This is a genomic window from Kribbella flavida DSM 17836, from assembly GCF_000024345.1.
Taxonomy (GTDB): Bacteria; Actinomycetota; Actinomycetes; order Propionibacteriales; family Kribbellaceae; genus Kribbella; species Kribbella flavida.
Genome location: NC_013729.1, coordinates 729617 through 749575, shown reverse-complemented (window position 1 = coordinate 749575; position 19959 = coordinate 729617). Strand labels below are relative to the sequence as shown.

Here is a 19959-nt window from a genome sequence, read left to right as displayed (position 1 = left end):
CCGGACAGATCCTGCGGTCAGCCCTTGCTAAGACTGCCGTTCCGGCCGGCCTGCGACCTCTCGTTGGCCGCCTCGACCAGGGACGCCGCGACCTCGCGGAGCTTGGTGTTGCTGGTCTGGGACAGACGGACCAGGTACCCGAAGGCGCGATCGGCGTCCACCGTGTAGCGCTCCATCACGATGCCGACCGCCTGGCCGATCACGTTCCGGGTGGCCAGTGCCTCGCTCATCGTGTCGCCCTCCTTGGCCCAGCCCATCGCGACGGCCACCTGCCCGGCGAACAGGCTGGCCAGGTGCACCGAGTCGTCGTCGAGGCTGTACGGCTCACCGCAGTACAGGTTGAGCGCGCCGCGGGCGTGCGGCTCGGCCTTGAACTGGAACGCCAGGTGGGCGCCCAGGCCGAGAGTGGCGGCCGCCTTCGGGCCGAACACCGGCCAGCGGGCGTCCGTCGCCAGGTCCCCGACCAGGACCATCGGCTCGCCCAGCGCCGCGTCCAGGCACGGCCCCTCGTGCAGCTCGTACTGCAGCTCGTCGGCGTGGACGGCGAGCTGGCCGGTCGGCGCGAGCGTCTCGATCCGGCCGTCCTTGTGGGTCAGCGAGATGCTGGCCTCCAGCACGCCGGGCACGGTCTCGGCGGCGCTGCGGGTGATCACGGCCAGTGTCTCGTCGAGATCGCTGGGCGACTGCAGCGCGGCCGTCACCTCGGCCATCGCGTCCGCGACCTGCTGCAGCTTCGGAGGCTCGGGGCGCTCCGTGTCCAGCGAAACAGATTCCATTCGGTCACTCCCTGAGAAAGCGCCGAGCCCCCCACTGGCCGGCTAGAGCTCCATTGTGCCTCAGCGGCCTGGACGCGGTCCGCGTCTGGCCAGTGCATGGCTCCCGTCGCAGAGCGGCTTGAGAGCCGACCGGCCGCACCGACACAGCGCGATCGTGCCGCGCTCCGGGGTGATGGTACGGCCGTCCTCGTCCTGCAGCTCGACGTCGCCGCGAACCAGCAGCGGGCCGTCGGGGTAGGCCCGGATCACCGTCTCGGATTCACTCATGACCGACCGGTACCCGCCCGCATGAGTCCGGGTACCGGTGCGGCCGAAGGCCGAAAAGGAGCATCAGATGCAGCTGCCACCTCCACGGGGACCGTTGAGCGGTTGGGTGATCGACCACCTGCGCGGCCGGAGCGGTCCGGCTCCGCAGGTGCCGGCCCAGACTCACGGGCTGGGCTCGGACGACGACTTCCAGCTCGCGCTGTGGTGTTGCTACGAGTTGTACTACCGGGGCTTCGACGAGGCCGCGCCGGACGCCGAGTGGGACCCGGAGCTGCTGGCCTTCCGGGCCGCCTTGGAACAGCCGTTCACCGAGTGGCTGCGGACCCTTCATCGCCCGGAGCCGACGACCGACCCTGTCGCGGTCCAGCTGCGCCGGCTGGTCGACGCGGACGACGGGCCCCAGCTGGCGGCGTACCTGCACCGGCACGCCGATCTCGATCAGTTCCGCGAGTTCGTACTGAACCGGTCGGTCTACCAGCTGAAGGAGGCCGATCCGCACAGCTACGGCATCCCCCGGCTGGACGGAGCCACCAAGGCCGCGCTGGTGGAGGTCCAGGCCGACGAGTACGGCGGAGGCCGGCCCGAGCGCATGCACGCCGAGCTCTTCCGGACGACGATGCGCTGGCTCGGGTTGGACGACACGTACGGCCACTACGTCCCGGTGGTGCCCGCAGTGACGCTGGCGCTGTCCAACGCGATGTCGCTGTTCGCCCTGCACAGCCGCTGGACGGGTGCGCTGCTCGGTCACCTGGCAGCGCTGGAGATGACGTCCACCCTGCCCAACCGCCGGTACGCCACGGGCGCGGTGCGGCTCGGTGCTTCCGAGGAGCAGGCCCGCTACTTCACCGAACACGTCGAGGCCGACGCCGTGCACGAGCAGATCGCGGCCCACGACCTGTGCGGAAGCTACGCGCAGGAGCGCCCGGACGCGGTGGCCGACATCCTGTTCGGCGCCGGCTGCTGCCTCGCGCTCGACAACCTCTTCGCCGGGCATCTGCTGACCACCTGGGGCGCGGAGCAAGGGCGACAGGTCGCAAGCTGAATCGGTCGCCTAAAGCAATCATCCGGGCACACAGAGTATCTTCCTCCCATGATGAAGCGAGCCGCGGCGATCGCCGCCGTCCTGGTCCTCGGTGTCTCGGGCGCGGCGACAGCCGCCACCCAGCGTCCCGCCGACGACCACCAGTCCGGTCGGCAGACCGCCGACCGCAGCCTGATCGTGGGCGGCACCCTGGCCGCGACCTCGGAGGCGCCGTGGGCGGTCGCGCTCATCACGTCCTTCCAGCCGAGCACGCAGGTGTGCGGCGGCGCCCTCGTCCGGCCGAACAAGGTGATCACCGCCGCGCACTGCATGACCGAGCCGCCCTCGTCGTTCGCCGTCGTGCAGGGCCGGTCCGACCTCGCGATGGACGGAGGCCGCGTGGCGGCGGTGAGCAGGGTCTGGATCCACCCCGGGTACAACACCCAGCACCGGCGCAACGACTTCGCCGTGCTCACCCTGGCCCGGCCGATCACCGGCGTACCGCTGATCCGGCTCGAGACCAACCCGAAGGCCGACCGCCGCGGCGTCGTACCGACCGTCTACGGCTGGGGCGAGACCCAGGACACCGGTCCCTCCGACACCTTCCACAAGTTGCGCGTGCCCGTGCTCGGCGACGCCGCCTGCCTGGCCAACAAGGGGTACGCCACCGGCGGCTACGCGGCGAGCACCAACATCTGCGCCGGCTACCTCGACGGCGGCCGGGACGCCTGTCAGGGCGACTCCGGAGGCCCCTTGGTGCTCAACGGCCGCCTGCTCGGCACGGTCTCCTGGGGCAGGGGCTGCGCCGAACCCGGCTACCCCGGCGTCTACGCCGAGATCGCCTCCGCCGCCAGGACGCTCCAGGCCGAGATCAAGCGCTGAGCCGCCCCGGCTACGGCATCCGTTCGTAGGCGGGCAGGGTGAGGAAGTCGACGTAGTCGTCGGCGGTGGCGACGGCGAGGAAGGTCTGGCGGGCGTCGGCGTACGCCGTGGGGTCGTCGGTGAGCTCGGCGATCTCCTCGTCGGCGATGGTGGTGACCAGCTCAGTGGTCACCACCGCGCCGGTGTCCAGCACGACGCCGTTGCGGCGCCACTGCCAGATCTGGGAGCGCGAGATCTCGGCGGTGGCGGCGTCCTCCATCAGGTTGAAGATGCCGACCGCGCCGGTACCGCGCAGCCAGGCGGCGAGGTACTGGATCGCCACGCTGACGTTGTTGCGCAGCCCGGCCTCGGTCACCTCGCCGGGGGTCGCGGCGACGTCGAGCAACTGGTCGGCGGTGACGCTGACGTCCTCGCGCAGGCGGTCGAGCTGGTTCGGCCGGTCGCCGAGCACCTCGTCGAAGACCGCGCGACAGGTCTCGACCATGCCGGGGTGCGCCACCCAGGAGCCGTCGAACCCGTCGCCGGCCTCGCGCCGCTTGTCCGCCTCGACCTTGGCGAACGCCTGCTCGTTGACCACCGGGTCCTTGCTCGGGATGAACGCCGCCATCCCGCCGATCGCGTGCGCGCCGCGCCGGTGGCAGGTCCGGACCAGCAGCTCGGTGTAGGCCCGCATGAACGGCACGGTCATCGTCACCGAGTTCCGGTCCGGCAGCTGGAAGTCGCGGCCGCGGGTCCGGTAGGTCTTGATCACGCTGAACATGAAGTCCCAGCGGCCCGCGTTCAGGCCGGCGGAGTGCTCGCGCAGCTCGTAGAGGATCTCCTCCATCTCGAACGCCGCCGGGAACGTCTCGATCAGCACCGTCGCCCGGATCGTGCCGCGCGGGATGCCGAGCCGGTCCTGCGCGAGCAGGAACGCGTCGTTCCAGAGCCGGGCCTCCAGGTGCGACTCCAGCTTCGGCAGGTAGAAGTACGGGCCCTGGCCGCGGTCGAGCTGCAGCTGCCCGCACGCGCTCAGGTAGAGCGCGAAGTCGACCAGCGCACCGGACGTCCGCTCGCCGTCGACCAGCAGGTGCTTCTCCGGCAGGTGCAGGCCGCGCGGGCGAACCACGATGGTGGCCAGCTCCTCGTCCGGCCGTAGCGCGTACGACTTGCCCGCCTCGCTGGTGAAGTCGATCTTGCGGGTGACCGCGTCGAGCAGGTTGAGCTGGCCGCCGATCACGTTCTCCCACCGCGGGGTGTTCGCGTCCTCCTGGTCGGCGAGCCACACCTTGGCACCGGAGTTCAGCGCGTTCACGGTCATCTTGCGGTCGGTCGGGCCGGTGATCTCGACCCGGCGGTCGACCAGCCCCGGCGCGGGCGGCGCGACCCGCCAGTCGGGGTCCTCGCGAACCGCGGCCGTCTCGGGCAGGAAGCCGAGCGTGCCACCGGCGGCGATCTGCTCGACGCGGGCCCGGCGGCGGTCGAGCAGCTCCCGCCGGCGCGGGTTCAGCTCGCGGTGCAGCAGGCCGATCAGGTCGAGCGCCTGAGCGCTGAGGATCTCGTCGTACCGCTCGTGCATCGGTCCGGTGACCTCGACTGCCACTGCTGCTCCTCCTGGTCGGGCGGACGTATCGGTGGGTCAGCGGTCCTGCAGCGCGGGCAGGACGTCGCGCAGTACGGCGGCGTGGTCGGCCGGGGACTTCAGACCCAGGCCCATCGTATTGACGCACAGGTGGGTCGCGCCGAGCTCGCGCCAGCTCCCGGCGAAGCCGGCCCACTCCCGCTCCGGGACCTGGCCGAGGCTGAGCCGCGCCTCGAAGCCGATCTCCGACGGGTCACGGCCGGCCTCGGCGGCGTACTGGCGGACCCGCTCGACCTGCGCACGGGCTTCGTCATCGGGCCGGCTCTGCGGCATCCAGCCGTCGCCGATCTGCCCGGTACGCCGCAGTACCGCCTCTGCCGTGCCGCCGAACCAGATCGGAATCCGCCGGCCGGGCAACGGGTTGAGCCCGGCCTGCTCGACCTGGTGGAACGTGCCGTCGTAGGAGATCACCGGGTCGGCCCAGAGCTTGCGGAGCAGGTCGACCTGCTCCTCCAGACGGGCGCCGCGCTGCTTGAAGGGGACGCCGAGGGCGTCGTACTCGACGGGGTTCCAGCCGATGCCGACGCCGAGCCGGAGCCGGCCACCGCTGAGTACGTCGATCTCGGCGGCCTGCTTGGCGACCAGCGCGGTCTGCCGCTGCGGCAGGATCACCACGCCGGTGACCAGTTCGAGCTCGGTGGTGATCGCGGCCAGGTAGCCGAAGAGCACAAAAACCTCGTGGAACAAGGACTTGTCCGTGTAGCCGGTCCAGCCGGGCCGGTGCTCGGGACTCGCGCCGAGCACGTGGTCGTAGGCGAGCACGTGCCGGTAGCCGGCCTGCTCGACCGTCTCGGCCCAGGCCCGGATCACGGCCGGGTCGCTGCCGATCTCGAGCTGGGGGAAGACGGCGCCGATCCTCATGCGGAAACTCCCTCGAGCAGGTGGACGAGTCCTTGCACGGCCAGCTCGAACGGGTCGTCCTCGCCGGCTGCCCGCGCCAGCACGTACCCGCCCTGCAGCACGGCCGCGACGGCGGCCGCCGTGGCCACCGGGTCGAGCCCGGCCGGGAACTCGCCGTCTCGCTTGCCCTCGGCAATGATATCGGCGAGCCGGGCGCGGATCCGGCCGAACGCCTCGGCCACCGGCGCGCGCAGGGCGGGATCGGCCATCACGTCGGGATCGGCGGTGAGCCGGCCCATCCGGCAGCCCCTGAGCACCTCGCGGTCCCTTCGCAGGTACCGCACGATCCGCTCGGTCGCGGTGCCCGGCCCGGCCAGCTCCTGCTCGGCCGCCTCGGTCAGCTCCGCGCCGGACCGCTCGATGGCGGCCCGGGCGAGTTCGGCCTTGCCGGCGAAGTGGTGGTACATGCTGCCCTGGCCGGCCTCGGCCGCGGCCTGGATCGCCTTCGGGCTGGTGCCGACGTATCCCCGTTCCCAGAGCAGTTCCTGCGTACTCCGGATCAACCGTTCCACTGTCTCCACCCACTCCACTGTACCCACGGGTACAGCACTCCGGCGGCGGACATGCCCTAGTCTCGGTCGCCATGAGTACCACCGTCGCCATCGCCGTGATCACCTTCCGGCGGCCGGAGCTGCTGAGGGTCCTGCTGCGCAGCCTGCAGGCCCAGGAGCTGCCCGCGGACAGCGACTACGCCGTCCGGATCGTGGTCGTGGACAACGACGCGGCCGGGTCGGCGACCGAGGTGATCGCCGAGGCGGCCGAGGCCGGCCCGTACCCGGTGGACTCCGCGATCGAGCCCGAGCCGGGCATCCCGTTCGCCCGGGAGAAGTCGGTCCAGCTGGCCTGGGACGACGACGCGCTGATCTTCGTGGACGACGACGAGGTCGCGCCGCCCGGCTGGCTGGCGACCCTGCTCGGTGCGTGGCAGACCACCGGCGCGGACGTGGTGACCGGCCCGGTGCAGGGCATCCTGCCGCCCGGCGCCCCGGCCTGGAACCGGTACAGCGACGTGCACGACTCGACCGGCAAGCACGGCACCGGCGACGTGCTGAACAAGGCGTACACGAACAACACGCTGGTCGCCCAGAAGGTCTACCACCAGGTCACGCCGGCCTTCCACCCGGCGTTCCGGTTCACCGGGTCGAGCGACCTGCACTTCTTCCTGCGCGTGCACCAAGCCGGGTTCCGGATCGTGTGGTGCGAGGAAGCCCGGATCACCGAGGACGTGCCGGCCTCCCGGACCACCCTGCGCTGGCTGGTCCGGCGGGCGTTCCGGTCCGGCAGCGGCGACAGCATCTCCCGGGTGCTGATCCGGCCGGGCGCGGTCAGCGTCGCGACCGCCCTGGCCTATGCTCTGGCCCGGATCGGCTCGGCCTTCGCGTTCGGCCTGGCCGGTCTGGTACTGGTACGCAAGACCTATCTGCTGAAGGCCGTTCGCCGGTTCTTCTCGGGCATCGGCAGCCTCGCGGGCATAGTTGGGATCAACCATGACGAGTACCGGGAACGGCACCACACCGACGGTGGCGACGCTGTGCGCCGCGATCTGGCAGCTGGAGAAGGAGCTGGACCTGCTCAGCTGGCGGATCCAGGCGACCCACCCGTGGCCGATCATCCGGATGCGCGTCTTCCATGAGCTGACCCGGCGCAGCGGCATCCACGGCGAGCCGCACCCGGTCCGCCGAACCCGCTCCGACAAGGCCCGGCTGGTCGGCAAGCACGTGGCCGGCGTGGTCGGCAAGAACCCGTTCCTCGCCGCCGGCGGGTACGACGCCCTGGTGGTGCCGCACCCGCGCAAGCCGGGCGGCATCGAGATCTACACCGACCGGCTGCGTGCCGAGCTCGGCCCTTCCGCGCTGGTGCTGGACTCCGGCATCAACGGCACCCCGCTCGCGGGCAGCCGCAACCTCGACTTCTTCACCTCGGCGGCCGGCGCCGTGCGCAGCCGCTCGGTCGACACCCGGACCACCACCATCGCCAACGCGCTGGAGGCACTGACCGGCGTCAAGGTCCCGATCGGCGCACTGGTCGCCCGCGAGGTGCCCAAGCACCTGCGGCTGCGCACGATCTACCGCGCCCTGCTGCGCCGGCACCGGATCAGGACCGTGTACTCCGTGGTCTCGTACTTCCACCAGCACATCACCGGCGCAGCCCGGGACCTCGGCATCCCGGTGATCGAGTTGCAGCACGGTGCGATCAGCCCGTACCACCTCGGCTACAGCTATCCCGGCCGCCCGGCCGTACCGGACCAGCCGGACGCGCTGTGGTGCTTCGGGTCGTACTGGACGATGGTCGCCGAGCTGCCCGCGGGCATGACGACGGCCGTGATCGGGGCGCCGTTCCTGCCGGCGGCCGAGCCTGCGACCAAGGACCCGGGCCAGGTGCTGTTCCTGTCGCAGGGCACGGTCGGGCGGCCGTTGCTCGACTTCGCGGTTACGTTCGCGGCGTCCCGGCCGGAGCTGGACGTGGTGTTCCGGCTGCACCCGAGCGAGCACCTGACCGACTACCAACTCCCGCCGGACAGCCGGGTCAGGGTGTCGGCGGGCCCGTCCGAGTCGACGATCGCGTTGCAGCGCGCCGCGGCGTACCAGGTCGGGGTGTCGACGACGGCGCTGTTCGAGGGGATGGCGCTGGGGTGCAAGACCGCCGTGGCGAAGCTGCCCGGGCACGAGTACCTGCAACCGGTGGTGGATCGCGGCGACGCGTTCCTGGCCGCCGACGCGGGGACGTTGGCGGCCCGGCTGGACGAGGCGCCGCTGTGCGCCGACGGCTCGGTGTACTACGCGCCGGACCAGCTCAGCGCCGTACTGAAGGATCCCTCCCGATAAGTCCGAGCAGGCGGTCCTGGAGCGGGGCGTCCGCGGGCACGGCGACCTCCGGCCCGAACACCTCGATCCCCGGCCCGAAGGCACCCGGGGTGTGGTACTTCGCCATCACGTCCGCCGGGACGGACGTCGTACTGCGCCACAACCGCTGCACGTCGTCCGGATCCATCGTCTCGTCCTGACCAGTCGCCCGGGCCAGGTCCCAGCCGTGCAGGACCAGGTCGTCGCTGACCACCTGGTCGACGTGCTCGGCCACGGTCAGGCTGCCCGCGGGCGTCTCGACCTGCTGCGCCGCCACCTCGGGGTCGTCCAGCACGGCCTCGACCGCCGACCGCGCGGCGCGGAAGGTCGCCAGCAGGTCGGCCCCGCGCTCGAAGTCCCGGTTCACCGGCCCGAGCATCACCCGGTGCATGTCGACGACGTGCGCGACCACGTCGCGCGCCGTCCACCGCTCGCACGGCGACGGCCGCGCCCAGTCCCCGACCGCCACCGCCGCGACCCGCCGCTCGAACTCGCCGGCCCGCCGCCGGTACCGCTCCGCGATCTGCTCCATCGCGCCACCCCTCTCGCCGATCGTCCCTTCCTACCGGATGCGACCAGACCCTGTCGCGCCCGCGGGAGAGCGCTTGCACAAGTTCTGCACAGTCTGAGCCGCGTCGTTCGGGGTACCGGGGCATCGTCTAGATCCCCAAGGAGGACATTCGATGAGCAACGTCACGCAGTACGTCGACGTCGACGTCGACGTCACGACCGCGTACAACCAGTGGACCCAGTTCGAGTCGTTCCCGCAGTTCATGGAGGGCGTCGAGGAGGTCCGCCAGCTCGATGACACCCACACGCACTGGGTGACGAAGGTGGGCGGCAAGACCCGGGAGTTCGACGCGACCATCACCGAGCAGCACCCGGACGAGCGGGTCGCCTGGAAGTCGGACTCCGGTCCGCAGCACGCCGGCGTGGTCACCTTCCACCAGCTCGAGCCCACCAAGAGCCGGGTGACCTTGCAGATGGACCTCGACCCCGAGGGCTTCCTGGAGAAGGTCGGCGACAAGCTCGGCATCGTCGAGGGCCGGGTGAAGGGCGACCTGGAGCGCTTCAAGGCCTTCATCGAGTCCCGCGGCTCCGAGACCGGCGCCTGGCGCGGGGACGTTCCGCGCTGACCTCGCGCTGCTGACCCCGCACCGCTGAGCAGAGGAGCCCCACCGAATTGTCGGTGGGGCTCCTTAGGCTCGCGGCCATGCGGATGGTGGAGCTCGGGCGTAGGGGTCTGCAGGTCAGCCGGCTGGGGCTGGGGCTGGCCTCGCTGGGAGGCATGTTCGCGGCCGTGCCCGAGGATCGGGCGGTCGCCACCGTGGACCGGGCGTGGGAGCTCGGGATCCGGCTCTTCGACACCGCGCCGGTCTACGGCTACGGGCTGTCGGAGCAGCGGGCCGGGCTCGCGCTGCGCGGCCGTCCCCGCGACGAGTTCGTGCTGTGCACCAAGGTCGGCCGCCTGCTCGAACCGGACGGCCAGGACCTGCAGCCGATCTGGGTCGACCCACCCCCGGGCATCGGGCCCCGGCTCGACTACTCGTACGCCGCGGTGATGCGCTCGTTCGAGCAGAGCCTGGAGCGGCTGGGGATCGACCGGATCGACGTGCTGCACATCCACGACCCGGACCTGGACTTCGCCGCCGCCTCGACGTCGGCGCTGCAGGCGCTGGTGGAGCTGCGCGACCGCGGCACGATCCGCGCGCTGTCCCTGGGCATCAACCACGCCGATGTCGCGGCCCGGTTCCTCCGCGAGGCGGCGACCACGCCGGACTGCATCCTGCTCTCCGGCCGGTACACCTGCTCGACCAGTCCGCTGCCGACGAGCTGCTGCCGCTCTGCCTGCAGCTGGGCGTCTCCATCCTCGGCGCGGGCGTCTTCCACGGCGGGCCGCTCGCCGCGACCAAGCCCTCCGTCAACTATCCGCCGCTCGCCCCGGAGCTCGCCGGCCGGCTGGACCGCCTGCGCGCCCTGAGCCGCCAGTACGCCGTACCGTTGCCGGCCGCCGCGCTGCAGTTCCCGCTCAGCCACCCCGTCGTACCGGCGGTTGTCGTCGGGGCGCGGAGTCCCGCCGAGATCACCGAGGTGGCCGGCTACCTCGACCACGAGATCCCACCGGCGTTCTGGCGCGCCCTGGAAGCGGACGGGCTGATCCGGCTAGCCTCGTCCTGAGGAGGCGGTCATGCGGTACGCGCTGCTGCACAAGACGAACGACCGGTTGGAGGCAGGGCAAGCACCCGACCCGGACGTGCTCGCCCGCGCCGACGCGGTGCTGGAGGAGATGCGCCAGGCCGGCGTCCTGCTCACCGCCGAAGGCCTGATGCCGAGCGCCCGCGGCGCCCGCGTCACCTTCCCCGACGGCAGCCCGCGCGTCGTCGACGGCCCGTTCACCGAGACCAAGGAACTCGTCGCCGGGCTGTCGATCATTCGCGTCGAGTCCCGCGACGAAGCCGTCGGCTGGGCGCTGCGCTTCGCCGAGGCCGACCCCGGCACCGAGATCGACATCCTCGAGCTCGCCGACTGAGGCCGGGCTGCCGGGGGCGGCGACCGGCTACTGCGCGGCGATCCGCAGGTGGAGCAGCGGGTACGGCTTGCCGGTGCCGTCCACGGCTGAGCGGCCGACCACCTGGAAACCGTGGTGCAGGTAGAAGCCGACGGCCTGGTGGTTCTGCTCGTTGACGTCGACGGCGGTCACGCCGAAGGCGCCGCGGGCGTGCTCGAGCAGGAGAGTGCCACCGCCTCGCCCGCGGGACGCCGGGGCGAGGAACAGCATCTCCAGCTTGCCGTCGGCCGCGCCGGCGAAGCCGAGCAGCCGGCCGGCGCCGTCCCGCAGGCCCGCGAGGTGCTCGATCTGCCCGAACGCCGCGCGGACGAGCGGCCGGAAGACGTCCAGGTCGGCCTCGGTGACGAAGTCGTGGGTGGCCCGGACCGAGGCCTCCCAGATCCGCGCGGCCTCGGCGTACTCGTCCGGGCGAAGGTCGGTGATCTCCATCGGGTTGTTCACTCCGAGAGGTTCGTGGCGGCCCACTGGGTGAGGTCGTCGCGGCGGATGGCGGCGGCCATCAGGTCGGGGAACAGGTCCGGCGTGCAGGCGAACGCGGGAATGCCGAGGTCGGCGAGCGCGGCGGCGTTGTCGGCGTCGTACGACGGGGCGCCGGAGTCGGACAGCGCCAGCAGGGCGACGACCTGGACGCCGGACTCGGTCAGGGATCGCGCCCGGCGCAGCATCTCCTCGCGCACGCCGCCCTCGTACAGGTCGCTGATCAGCACCAGCACGGTCTCCGTCGGGCGCGCGACCAGCGACTCGCAGTACGCGAGCGCGCGGTTGATGTCGGTCCCGCCGCCGAGTTGCGTGCCGAACAGGACGTCGACCGGGTCGTCCAGCTGGTCGGTCAGGTCGACGACCGCGGTGTCGAACACGACCAGGCTGGTCCGCAAGGCGCGCAGCGAGCCGAGCACGGCGCCGAACAGGCTCGCGTAGACCACCGACTCGGCCATCGAGCCCGACTGGTCGATCGCGAGCACGACGTCCCGCTGCACGCTGTGGTTGCGCCGGGCGTAGCCGACCAGCCGGTCCGGCACGATCGTGCCGAGCGCCGGCGAGAAGTGCTTGAGGTTGATCCGGATCGTCCGGTCCCAGGCGATGTCGGAGTGCCGCGGCCGGGCGGTCCGGCCGGCTCGGTCGAGCGCGCCGGTGACCGCCGCCCGGGTCCGCTCGGCGAGGCGCTTCTCCAGGTCGGCCACCACCCGGGCGACCACGTCCCGCGCGGTCTGCTTGGTCTCCTCGGGCATCACCTCGTTCAGCGCGAGCAGGGTGCTGACCAGGTGCACGTCGGGCTCGACCGCGGTGAGCAGCTCGGGCTCCATCAGCAGCCGGGTGATGCCGAGCCGCTCGACCGCGTCCCGCTGCATCACCTGGACGACCGAGCTCGGGAAGTAGCCGCGGATGTCGCCCAGCCAGCGCGCGACCCGCGGCGCCGACGAGCCGAGGCCCGCGGAGCGCTTCGTGCCCGGCTCGCCGCGTTCGGCGTCGTACAGGGCGGCCAGGGCGGCGTCGACCGAGCGATCGGCCTTGGACAGCGTCGATCCCGTCTCCGGGTCCGCCTCGCTGCCGAGCACCATCCGCCACCGCCGCAGGCGCTCCTCGTCCGGTTCGGTCATCACACCCCCAGCAGCCTGGCCACGGCCGGCAGCACCGAGGCGGCCAGCTCGGCGTCCAGGTCGTCGTCCTCGGCAACCACCCGGACCGGTCCGCCCAGCGACCGGGCGCGGTCGCCGATCGAGCGCCGCTCCGGCGCGGCGAAGGTGCCGAACGTGCGCCGGAGCAGCGGAAGCACCTCCAGGAACGCCTCGGCCGGGATCGCGCCCAGCCAGGCGTCCACCAGCGCGAGCAGCCGTTCGTCGTGCACCAGCAGCAGACCACCACCGGCCAGGAACCCCTCGACGTAGCCGGCCGCCTCGGCGGTCGGCGTACCGGGCGACAACGCCCGGCCCAGTCGCAGTGCCACCTCGCCGGACTCGACCCGCGAGGTGTCGAGCATCAGCCGCGTCAACCGCCCCGCGATCAACGGCGGCACCGAGGACCGGTCGCTCAGCCCTGCCAGCGTGCGCAGCCAGATCTCCCGCGACTGCTCCGACAGCAGCGCGGTCGCATCCTGTACGCCGTCGATCAGCTCCAGCACGGCCGCGGCCGCATCGGCGTCCAGCCCATGCACCGTCCGTCCCAGACCGGCGCAGACCCGAGCCATCATCCGCTCGGCCACCGCCGTCAGCCCGGCCGTGTCACTGCCCCGTACGTCGCCGTAGCGGGCGGACCGGGCCAACGCCGGCAAGGCCGCCATCAGGTGCCCGACGTCCGCGTCCTTGGCGGCCCGGGTGTCCACCCCGGCGAGCAGTGCCGGCAGCGCCTCGGCCAGATCCGCCAGCAAGGACCGCTCCAGCGCGGACGTCACCTCGGCCAGCGTCGACGACTCCGCCGCGGCCGCGAGCATCTTGGTCGTCGCCGCACCGAGCACCGTCGTACCGTGCGCCCCCGCCGCGACCAGGTCGACCTCCAGACCCGGGTCCCACGCCAGTTTCCACAGCTCCCGGAACGTGCCCTGGCTGCGCCGGTCGTCCGAGGTCGGCATCCCCCAGTCGATGCCGAGAATCCTCAACCTGTGCAGCAGGTGCGACTTCTCCCGGTCGTTGTGCTTGCGCAGGTCGAGGTCGATCACCCGCTCGACGGCGTCGCGTTTCAGCCGCAGCCGCCGGGCCTGCGCGGCGAGGTCGGCCGCCACCGGGGCCTGCGGGGTGTCGCCCGGCACGGTGCCGAGCAGTTCACCGACGACCGCCTCGCGCGTCACCAGGTCGAGCAGGACGTCGTTGCCGCCGCACAGCACGGCCCGTGTCGCCTCGGTCATCTCGCTCAAGCCCGCGAGCGGTCGCTCCCGCAGCGCGGCGAGCGTCTCGGCCAGCCGGACCGCCTCGATCACGTGAGCGCTGGACACCGGAAGGTCCTCGGCGCGCAGGACCTGGGCGACCTTGGTCAGCCAGCGCACGGTGATCTGGTCGGGCGCCGAGAAGAGGTGGTGGTACCAGCCCGGTGAGGTGACGCCGGCGCCGTACCCGCTCGCGTTGGCCAGCCGGCTGTGCGTCCACGGCACCCACGTGCAGGCGACCTTGCGCTTGGCCAGGCCCTTCAGAATCCGCTGGTCGTGAGTTGCCGGGGGCAACGGTGCGGTCAGGGCCGGGACGTGCCAGGCGCCGCAGACCACCGCGATCCGCTCGAACCCCTCCTTGACCGCCTTGCGCAACGTCTGCCGCATGTACGCCTCGCGCTGTGCCTCCCGCCCGGTGGCCTGCTCGCCGCGCCGCAGCTCACCCATCGCCTCCGCGATCACCGTGAACGGCTCGGCGCCGTCCCGCCGGTGCTCGATCACGTCGTCCCACCAGCGCTCCGGGTCGTCGTAGCCACCGGCGGCCGCCAGCGTCGCGAGCGGGTCGATCGACGACCCCCGCCCGCCGCCGGAGGACGCGAACTGCAGCGCCGCCGGCAGGTCGTTGAACCGCACCGGTACGCCGGCCGCCAGCGCGAAGCGGATCGCCTGCCACTCGGGACTGAACACGGCGAACGGCCAGAACGCCGCCCGCGTCGAGTCCTCCACCGCGTACGCCAGCAGCGCGACCGGCGGCACCATCTCCGGATCGGCGGCCAGCCCGACCACCTTGTCGGCCTCCGGCGGCCCCTCGATCAGCACGATGTCGGGCTGCAGGTCCGCCAGCGCAGCCACCAGCGCCCGGGCCGACCCCGGCCCGTGGTGCCTGATGCCGAACAGGTGGACCGTCATCAGCTGATGTCCCGGCACGCCCGGTAGAAGTCCGACCAGCCGTCGCGCTCCCGGACCACGGTCTCCAGGTACTCCGACCAGACCACCCGATCCGCCGACGGGTCCTTCACCACCGCGCCGAGGATGCCGCCGGCCACGTCGTACGAGCGCAGCACGCCGTCGCCGAAGTGGGCGGCCAGCGCCAGTCCGCCGGTCACCACGCTGATCGCCTCGGCGGTGGACAGCGTGCCGGACGGCGACTTGACCGCGGTCCGGCCGTCCTCGGTCCGGCCCGAGCGCAGCTCGCGGAACACCGTGACCACCCGGCGGATCTCGTCCAGCGCGCTGTCCTGCGGCGGCAGCTCCAGCGACGCGCCGAGCTGGGCGACCCGGCGGGAGACGATCTCCACCTCGTCGTCGGCGGAGTCCGGCAGCGGCAGCACGACGGTGTTGAACCGGCGCCGCAACGCGCTGGACAGCTCGTTGACGCCCTTGTCCCGGTCGTTCGCGGTAGCGATCACGTTGAACCCCTTGCGGGCCTGCACCTCACTGGCCAGCTCGGGAATCGGCAGCGCCTTCTCCGACAGCACGGTGATCAGCGCGTCCTGCACGTCGGACGGCATCCGGGTCAGCTCCTCGATGCGCGCGATCTTGGCCTCGGCCATCGCCCGCTGGACCGGACTGGGGACGAGAGCTGCCTCGCTCGGGCCCTGGGCGATCAGCTGGGCGTAGTTCCAGCCGTAGCGGATCGCCTCCTCCGCCGTCCCGGCCGTGCCCTGGACCAGCAGCGTCGAGTCCCCGGAGATCGCCGCCGCGAGGTGCTCACTGACCCACGTCTTCGCCGTTCCCGGTACGCCGAGCAGCAGCAGCGCGCGATCGGTGGCCAGCGTGGCGACCGCGACCTCGACCAGCCGTCGCGGGCCGACGTACTTCGGCGTGATCTCCACGTCACCGGCCCGGCCGCCGAGCAGGTAGGTCACCACAGCCGCGGGCGACAACCGCCAGGCCGGCGGACGCACCCGCTCGTCGGTCGCAGCGAGCGCCGCCAGCTCCTCGGCGTACTCGTCCTCGGCGTGCGGACGCATGACGGCAGTGCTGCTCATGAAAGCTCCTCGTACATCTCACGACGGAAGACCAGGGTCTCGACAAGGCGCGATCGCCAGGTGTCTTCCTCACCGGTCGGCTCGCGGGTGATCGGATGGTTCAAGGCCTCGGGCGGCACCGCGCGTGCGGCGATGCCGGCCAGTCTGGCCCAGTTCCGGGCGGTGCCGACCTTGACGAGCTGGTCCAGCACCAGCTCGGCCACCGACGCCGACCACGGCACCGGCAGGCCGCCGACCAGATCGGACAGGTCGATCCTGGCCCGCAGATGCTCGATGGCGGCGGGCAGCTCGTCAGGCGGCAGCACCCGAAGCAGCTCGCTGGTGCGGTTGTCGGTGGCGGCGTTGTGGCGCAGCAGAGCGCGGGCCCACTCGACGTTCTGCTCACGGACGGCCGCCTCCGCCCACGCTGCCTGCAGCACTTCCGCGGCGATGCCTTCGACCGGCAGCTGGAGGATGCCCGGCGCGGGTAGCGGCGCGGCGGCGACGATCTGGCGCAGCCACCAAGCCCGGCGGCCCAGTCCTGGGTGCGCTTGCGCGTCGATGCCGTCGCGCTCCATCGCCTTGCTGACCCGCTCGGGCAGCGTCACCGCGAGCACGCCCTGGCTCTGGACCAGGTACGTCGAGACCCGCTCGGCCATGCGTACGCCGTACCGGGAGCCGTCGATCCGGGCCAGCAGGCCGGCCGCGACGCGGCGGACGTCCTTGGCCTTGTCGTCGAGGGCCTGCTCGAGCAAGTCCTCGTCGGCGCCGCTCAGGTTGGTCTTCAGGACACCGAGGAACTCCGCGCGGGCCGAGGCGGGCTCCGTCGGCCAGACCTCGCCCAGGGCGTCGAGCGCCGCGCCGGGGTCGCGCTGCCGAAGCGCCCGGAACCAGGCGCGGCGCTGGATCGAGTTGCCGTGGGTCCACAACTCGGGGTCTTCGCCGACGGCTTCGTGCAGGAAGCGCCACTCCGGGTTGAGGCCGGCCAGCCATGCGGCCCGGCGACCGGCCGCGGCGACGACCAGCGGCCGGTACTCCGCTCGGCCGCGGGCGTAGTCGGCCAGGGCAGGGAGATGCTCAGGCGGGATGCCCCAGCCCTTCGCCTCGGCGATCCGCAGCCACTCACCGAGCGCGGCCGACTGAAACCCGGTCAACATCGCGGTCAGCCGGCGGATCGCGTTCGGCCGGGGCAGCGGCCGATCCTCCCCTTCGGCGACGGGAAGGGGCTCGACTCCCCGCAGCGGAAGGCGTCCCGCCCGCTTGTACAGCGTCGCCAGCGCCGCCGCGTCCAGCAGGCCCGGCTCGCCGGACAGCTGCTGCTGGATCGGCGGCGGCAGCTCCTCGAAGTTCGGTGGCCGTCGCTCGGTCCCGAGCAACGCGGAACTGACCAGCCCGTCCCAGCCCCTCATCACACGATCACCGCGCGGTCGGTGTGCCAGGCGGTCATCGGGCGAAAGCCGGCGCGGTTCCACTCGCCGGTGACGGTGACGGGGTCCCCTGCGGAGACGGCCAGCAGCTTCCACGGGTCGACGGTCGGCAGCAGCTCCAGCGCGTCCCCGGCCGGGTCGACGAGGGCCCAGTTCTCGCCGTTGCGGGCCGGGCGGACGTCCTGCAGGACCAACGGCCAGCGCTCGTTCCAGGGGTCGGCCGTCAGTGACTCGACGTACGACGCGAGCGCCTGCCGCGCGGACATGCCGGCGGGCTTCGCAGCGGGCAGCCGCGGCGCCGTCTGGTCCAGCAACGCCCGCAGCGGCAACGCACCGGGGTAGAACGACAGCACCGCCGGCACGAGCTCCCCGGGCCGCGCGGGCAACGGATCGAGCCGCCGTCCGGCCGGCGCGAACGCCAGGATCAGCGCCAGTCGCCCGCTCGTTGCTCCACGCAACCACAGTCGGCGGACCGTCAGCCGGTCGTCGGGCTCGACCACCCGGCCGAGCACGAGCCAGTCGTCCTCGACCTTCTCCCCCTCGGCCTGGACCCGCGCGGTCTCGACGGTCCACCCGATCCGGGTCTGCACGGTGTCCGCCGTCGCCGGCGGCAGATCCGCCAGCCGGCTGTGCGCCGACACGGTCAGGTGGATCAGCGCCAGCTCCTCCAGCAGCTCCCCCGGCCATCCGTGCCCGCGCCCGACCACCCCGGCCGCCCGGCGTACGGCGCCTGCCACGCCCGGCGCCTGCGCGTCGACCATGCGCGCGGCGAGACGGCTGAGCTCGTCGTACCCGCGCTGCTCGAAACCGCTGAGCCCTCTGCGAACCTGGTCGTCCAGCCAGCTCCGCAGCTCGGCCATGCCCGCTGAGACCCGGTCAGCGCGACGGGAAGCGCGTTGCTGCGCCGCCAACGGGTCGGCGACCTCACCTGGCTTCTTTTCGGCTCGCTCGGCGGCTCGCTCCGCCCGGCTGTTGCGCTCGGTGAGCCAGCTCTCCACCCAGTCGGGCTCGTCGGCCGCCGCCAGCTCACCGGTCGACCAGAGCACCATCAGGCCCACGGCGTGCTTGCAGGGGAACTTCCGACTGGGGCAGGAACACCGGAAAGCCGGACCGCTGAGGTCGACCATCGTCTGGTAGGGCTGCTTGCCGCTGCCCTGGCAGTAGCCCCACAGCGCGCCCTCCGAGCTGCCGGACCGCGACCACTTGGCCGGCCGCGCCTGGGCCTGCCCTGCTTTGGCGGACGCAGGATCAGGCGCCATTGCGAGCACCTGCTCCGTATCCCAAGGCCCCACGACGCTCCTTGCGCTCTCACCTGCCTGTCAGCCGAGAGCATGCCACCTGGTGCCGACAGCTCAGCCGAAGGCCTCCCGCTCGGACTCGTACGTGCTCGGGTAACCATTGCCGTTGCGGTGGGCATTGACCGCCGCGGCCGACGCGGAGCAGCCGGTCGGGCTCCTCCGCCGGCCGCTGCCGAGGCTCGGCGTAACGCCCAGGTCCGATTGAGCGATCAACAGCACGAAGCCCCGGCGGAGCTGTCAGGGCCCGCCGGGGCCTTCATCTGCGCGGCACACCAACCGAGAACCTCAGCTGTCCGTGCCGCGCCCGGTCCGCGCCTGCAGCTCGTCGATCAGCCGGGACGCGTCGGCCTTGCTCAGTCCCTCCGGCACCTGTTCCCCCGCCTCCTGGGCGAGCGTGTTCAGGTAGGACTCCTGCGGCCCGGTCATCGGCTCGTCACCCGTCGTCCAGTCCTCCGGGTCCTTGTCCGGCACCGGATGCACGTCCTGAGTCATCGCTCCTCCTTCGAACACCAGCTCGATTACCGGCCCGGTACCCCGCGTCCGGCGTCCCATGCGCGATGTCAGTCCGGCAGGCGGCGGGTCTGGATCAGCTGCTCGGCGACGTCGCGCAGCTTGGTGTTGCTGTTCTGCGAGTAGCGGCGCAGTACGGCGAACGCCTGGTCGGCGTCGACGCCGAAACGCTCCATCAGGATGCCCTGCGCCTGCCCGATCAGCTTGCGGGCGTCAACCGCCTGCCGCAGCGACTCCTCCTGCCGCGCGGTGGCCAGTGCGACGGAGGCGTGCCGGGCCAGGATGTGCGCCACGGCGTCGTCGTCCGGCTCGAAGCCGTCCGGCTCGGCGTTGATCAGCTGCAGTACGCCGTGCGTGACACCACCTGCCCACAGCCGTACGCAGAGCAGGCTGCGCAGGCCCAGCGCAGCTGCCTGCGGCGCCCAGTCGGGCCAGCGGTCGTCCTTGAGGGTGTCGGGCACCAGCACGGTCTCGCACCCGCGCAGCAGTTCCAGAGCCGGTCCCTGGCCGGTGTCCAGCTGCAGCTTGTCGCACTGCTCGACCACCGGATCCGTGACCGCGAGCGTCGTCAGCCGGCCGTGGTGGCGCGACAACAGGCCGGCGTACGTGCAGGTCACCGCCTGAAGGGCGAACTGCAGCACCGCCTCGACCGTTTCCTCGACGCCGGGTTCCTCGTGCAACTCCACCGCGAGCCGAGCGAAGACATCCGCGACGTCCGCGCCGTCGTCGTTCACCCTTCGATGGTACGACGCCCTACGGCTGACGGACCTCGGTCTCGTCGACCCAGACGAGGTGGCCGTGGTGGCTGATCAGGACTTCGCCGGCGCCGGTCTGCGCGGTCCGGCGGGACAGGGCCTGACCGGCGATCCAGCGGCCGCCGATCCGGACGTGCACGGACGCGGTCTCGGTCGTGGTGGTGGTGGGTACCGCGGTGGCAACAGGCATGGCACCTGACTTCGGAACTGGGGCGGCGACGGACTGGTGACGTCTGGTCGTTCGGGGGTGGTGCTGCAGGTCG

General features: G+C 72.2%; 22 protein-coding genes and 1 pseudogene. 8 read left to right on the top strand and 15 right to left on the bottom strand.

The window, feature by feature from the left end:
- Positions 1-17: 17 nt before the first annotated feature.
- Entirely contained in the window at positions 18-776 is a 759-nt protein-coding gene (locus tag KFLA_RS03620) for a GAF and ANTAR domain-containing protein (protein ID WP_012918402.1), read from the bottom strand.
- 60 nt (positions 777-836) lie between these two features.
- Entirely contained in the window at positions 837-1043 is a 207-nt protein-coding gene (locus tag KFLA_RS03615; protein ID WP_012918401.1) for a CDGSH iron-sulfur domain-containing protein, read from the bottom strand.
- Between the two features lie 67 nt (positions 1044-1110).
- On the opposite strand from KFLA_RS03615, the gene KFLA_RS03610 reads away from it, so the two are divergent.
- Together KFLA_RS03610 and KFLA_RS03605 are read left to right on the top strand one after the other, a co-directional pair.
- Entirely contained in the window at positions 1111-2085 is a 975-nt protein-coding gene (locus KFLA_RS03610; protein WP_012918400.1) for an iron-containing redox enzyme family protein, read from the top strand.
- 48 nt (positions 2086-2133) lie between these two features.
- On the top strand, positions 2134-2946 hold the full coding sequence (locus KFLA_RS03605) for a S1 family peptidase (RefSeq protein ID WP_012918399.1): 813 nt from the start codon (positions 2134-2136) through the stop codon (positions 2944-2946).
- Positions 2947-2956: 10 nt separating this feature from the next.
- Here the strand turns inward: KFLA_RS03605 and aceB are convergent, their stop codons facing one another.
- The 3 genes from aceB to KFLA_RS03590 are packed head-to-tail and all read right to left on the bottom strand — an operon-like array spanning position 2957 to position 5988.
- On the bottom strand, positions 2957-4528 hold the full coding sequence (gene aceB, locus KFLA_RS03600; protein ID WP_012918398.1) for a malate synthase A: 1572 nt from the start codon (positions 4526-4528) through the stop codon (positions 2957-2959).
- A gap of 36 nt (positions 4529-4564) precedes the next feature.
- Positions 4565-5428 carry an LLM class F420-dependent oxidoreductase gene (locus KFLA_RS03595; RefSeq protein ID WP_012918397.1) on the bottom strand — a complete coding sequence of 288 codons (864 nt, stop codon included), beginning with the start codon at positions 5426-5428 and terminating at the stop codon, positions 4565-4567.
- Positions 5425-5988, bottom strand: coding sequence for a TetR/AcrR family transcriptional regulator (locus KFLA_RS03590; protein ID WP_041289128.1), 564 nt, complete (start codon positions 5986-5988; stop codon positions 5425-5427). The genes KFLA_RS03595 and KFLA_RS03590 overlap by 4 nt, the downstream gene beginning before the upstream one ends.
- A 62-nt stretch (positions 5989-6050) precedes the next feature.
- Between KFLA_RS03590 and KFLA_RS03585 the strand changes: the two genes are divergently transcribed.
- Together KFLA_RS03585 and KFLA_RS38650 are read left to right on the top strand one after the other, a co-directional pair.
- Positions 6051-7100, top strand: coding sequence for a glycosyltransferase family 2 protein (locus KFLA_RS03585; RefSeq protein WP_012918395.1), 1050 nt, complete (start codon positions 6051-6053; stop codon positions 7098-7100).
- Positions 7084-8292, top strand: coding sequence for a hypothetical protein (locus tag KFLA_RS38650; RefSeq protein ID WP_012918394.1), 1209 nt, complete (start codon positions 7084-7086; stop codon positions 8290-8292). The genes KFLA_RS03585 and KFLA_RS38650 overlap by 17 nt, the downstream gene beginning before the upstream one ends.
- On the opposite strand, the gene KFLA_RS03575 is transcribed toward KFLA_RS38650, so the two are convergent.
- Positions 8261-8842 carry a TIGR03086 family metal-binding protein gene (locus KFLA_RS03575; RefSeq protein ID WP_012918393.1) on the bottom strand — a complete coding sequence of 194 codons (582 nt, stop codon included), beginning with the start codon at positions 8840-8842 and terminating at the stop codon, positions 8261-8263. The two genes, KFLA_RS38650 and KFLA_RS03575, sit on opposite strands and share 32 nt — an antisense overlap.
- A gap of 151 nt (positions 8843-8993) precedes the next feature.
- Between KFLA_RS03575 and KFLA_RS03570 the strand changes: the two genes are divergently transcribed.
- The 4 genes and pseudogenes from KFLA_RS03570 to KFLA_RS03560 all read left to right on the top strand — a co-directional run bounded on the left by KFLA_RS03570 (position 8994) and on the right by KFLA_RS03560 (position 10840).
- A complete protein-coding gene (locus KFLA_RS03570; RefSeq protein WP_012918392.1) occupies positions 8994-9446 on the top strand; it encodes an SRPBCC family protein in 453 nt (150 codons plus the stop codon).
- A 77-nt stretch (positions 9447-9523) separates the two neighbouring features.
- Positions 9524-10078, top strand: a pseudogene (locus tag KFLA_RS03565) (aldo/keto reductase); the annotation flags it as partial.
- Positions 10079-10089: 11 nt separating this feature from the next.
- The gene (locus tag KFLA_RS39265) at positions 10090-10488 is read left to right on the top strand and encodes an aldo/keto reductase (RefSeq protein WP_337466609.1); all 399 of its coding nucleotides are present in this window, start codon (positions 10090-10092) and stop codon (positions 10486-10488) included.
- A gap of 10 nt (positions 10489-10498) precedes the next feature.
- Entirely contained in the window at positions 10499-10840 is a 342-nt protein-coding gene (locus KFLA_RS03560; RefSeq protein ID WP_012918391.1) for a YciI family protein, read from the top strand.
- A 27-nt stretch (positions 10841-10867) separates the two neighbouring features.
- Here the strand turns inward: KFLA_RS03560 and KFLA_RS03555 are convergent, their stop codons facing one another.
- The 9 genes from KFLA_RS03555 to KFLA_RS03515 form a co-directional block, all read right to left on the bottom strand.
- Complete coding sequence (locus KFLA_RS03555) at positions 10868-11320, bottom strand: GNAT family N-acetyltransferase (protein WP_202797071.1); 453 nt, start codon at positions 11318-11320, stop codon at positions 10868-10870.
- Positions 11317-12477, bottom strand: coding sequence for a vWA domain-containing protein (locus KFLA_RS03550; RefSeq protein ID WP_012918389.1), 1161 nt, complete (start codon positions 12475-12477; stop codon positions 11317-11319). The genes KFLA_RS03555 and KFLA_RS03550 overlap by 4 nt, the downstream gene beginning before the upstream one ends.
- Positions 12477-14645, bottom strand: a complete 2169-nt coding sequence (locus KFLA_RS03545; protein WP_012918388.1) for a DUF5682 family protein — start codon at positions 14643-14645, stop codon at positions 12477-12479. The genes KFLA_RS03550 and KFLA_RS03545 overlap by 1 nt, the downstream gene beginning before the upstream one ends.
- Entirely contained in the window at positions 14645-15727 is a 1083-nt protein-coding gene (locus KFLA_RS03540) for an ATP-binding protein (protein ID WP_012918387.1), read from the bottom strand. Before KFLA_RS03540 ends, KFLA_RS03545 begins: the two co-directional genes overlap by 1 nt.
- Positions 15724-17115, bottom strand: a complete 1392-nt coding sequence (locus KFLA_RS03535; RefSeq protein WP_012918386.1) for a DUF5691 domain-containing protein — start codon at positions 17113-17115, stop codon at positions 15724-15726. Before KFLA_RS03535 ends, KFLA_RS03540 begins: the two co-directional genes overlap by 4 nt.
- Positions 17115-18392 carry an SWIM zinc finger family protein gene (locus KFLA_RS03530; protein WP_049797252.1) on the bottom strand — a complete coding sequence of 426 codons (1278 nt, stop codon included), beginning with the start codon at positions 18390-18392 and terminating at the stop codon, positions 17115-17117. The genes KFLA_RS03535 and KFLA_RS03530 overlap by 1 nt, the downstream gene beginning before the upstream one ends.
- 324 nt (positions 18393-18716) lie before the next feature.
- Positions 18717-18923 (bottom strand): DUF3072 domain-containing protein, encoded by a 207-nt coding sequence (locus KFLA_RS03525; protein ID WP_012918384.1) that lies wholly within the window; start codon positions 18921-18923, stop codon positions 18717-18719.
- A 68-nt stretch (positions 18924-18991) separates the two neighbouring features.
- Positions 18992-19675 carry a GAF and ANTAR domain-containing protein gene (locus KFLA_RS03520; RefSeq protein ID WP_012918383.1) on the bottom strand — a complete coding sequence of 228 codons (684 nt, stop codon included), beginning with the start codon at positions 19673-19675 and terminating at the stop codon, positions 18992-18994.
- A 19-nt stretch (positions 19676-19694) separates the two neighbouring features.
- Positions 19695-19886: a hypothetical protein gene (locus KFLA_RS03515; protein WP_237706715.1), complete on the bottom strand. Its 192-nt coding sequence runs from the start codon at positions 19884-19886 to the stop codon at positions 19695-19697.
- Positions 19887-19959: the final 73 nt, after the last annotated feature.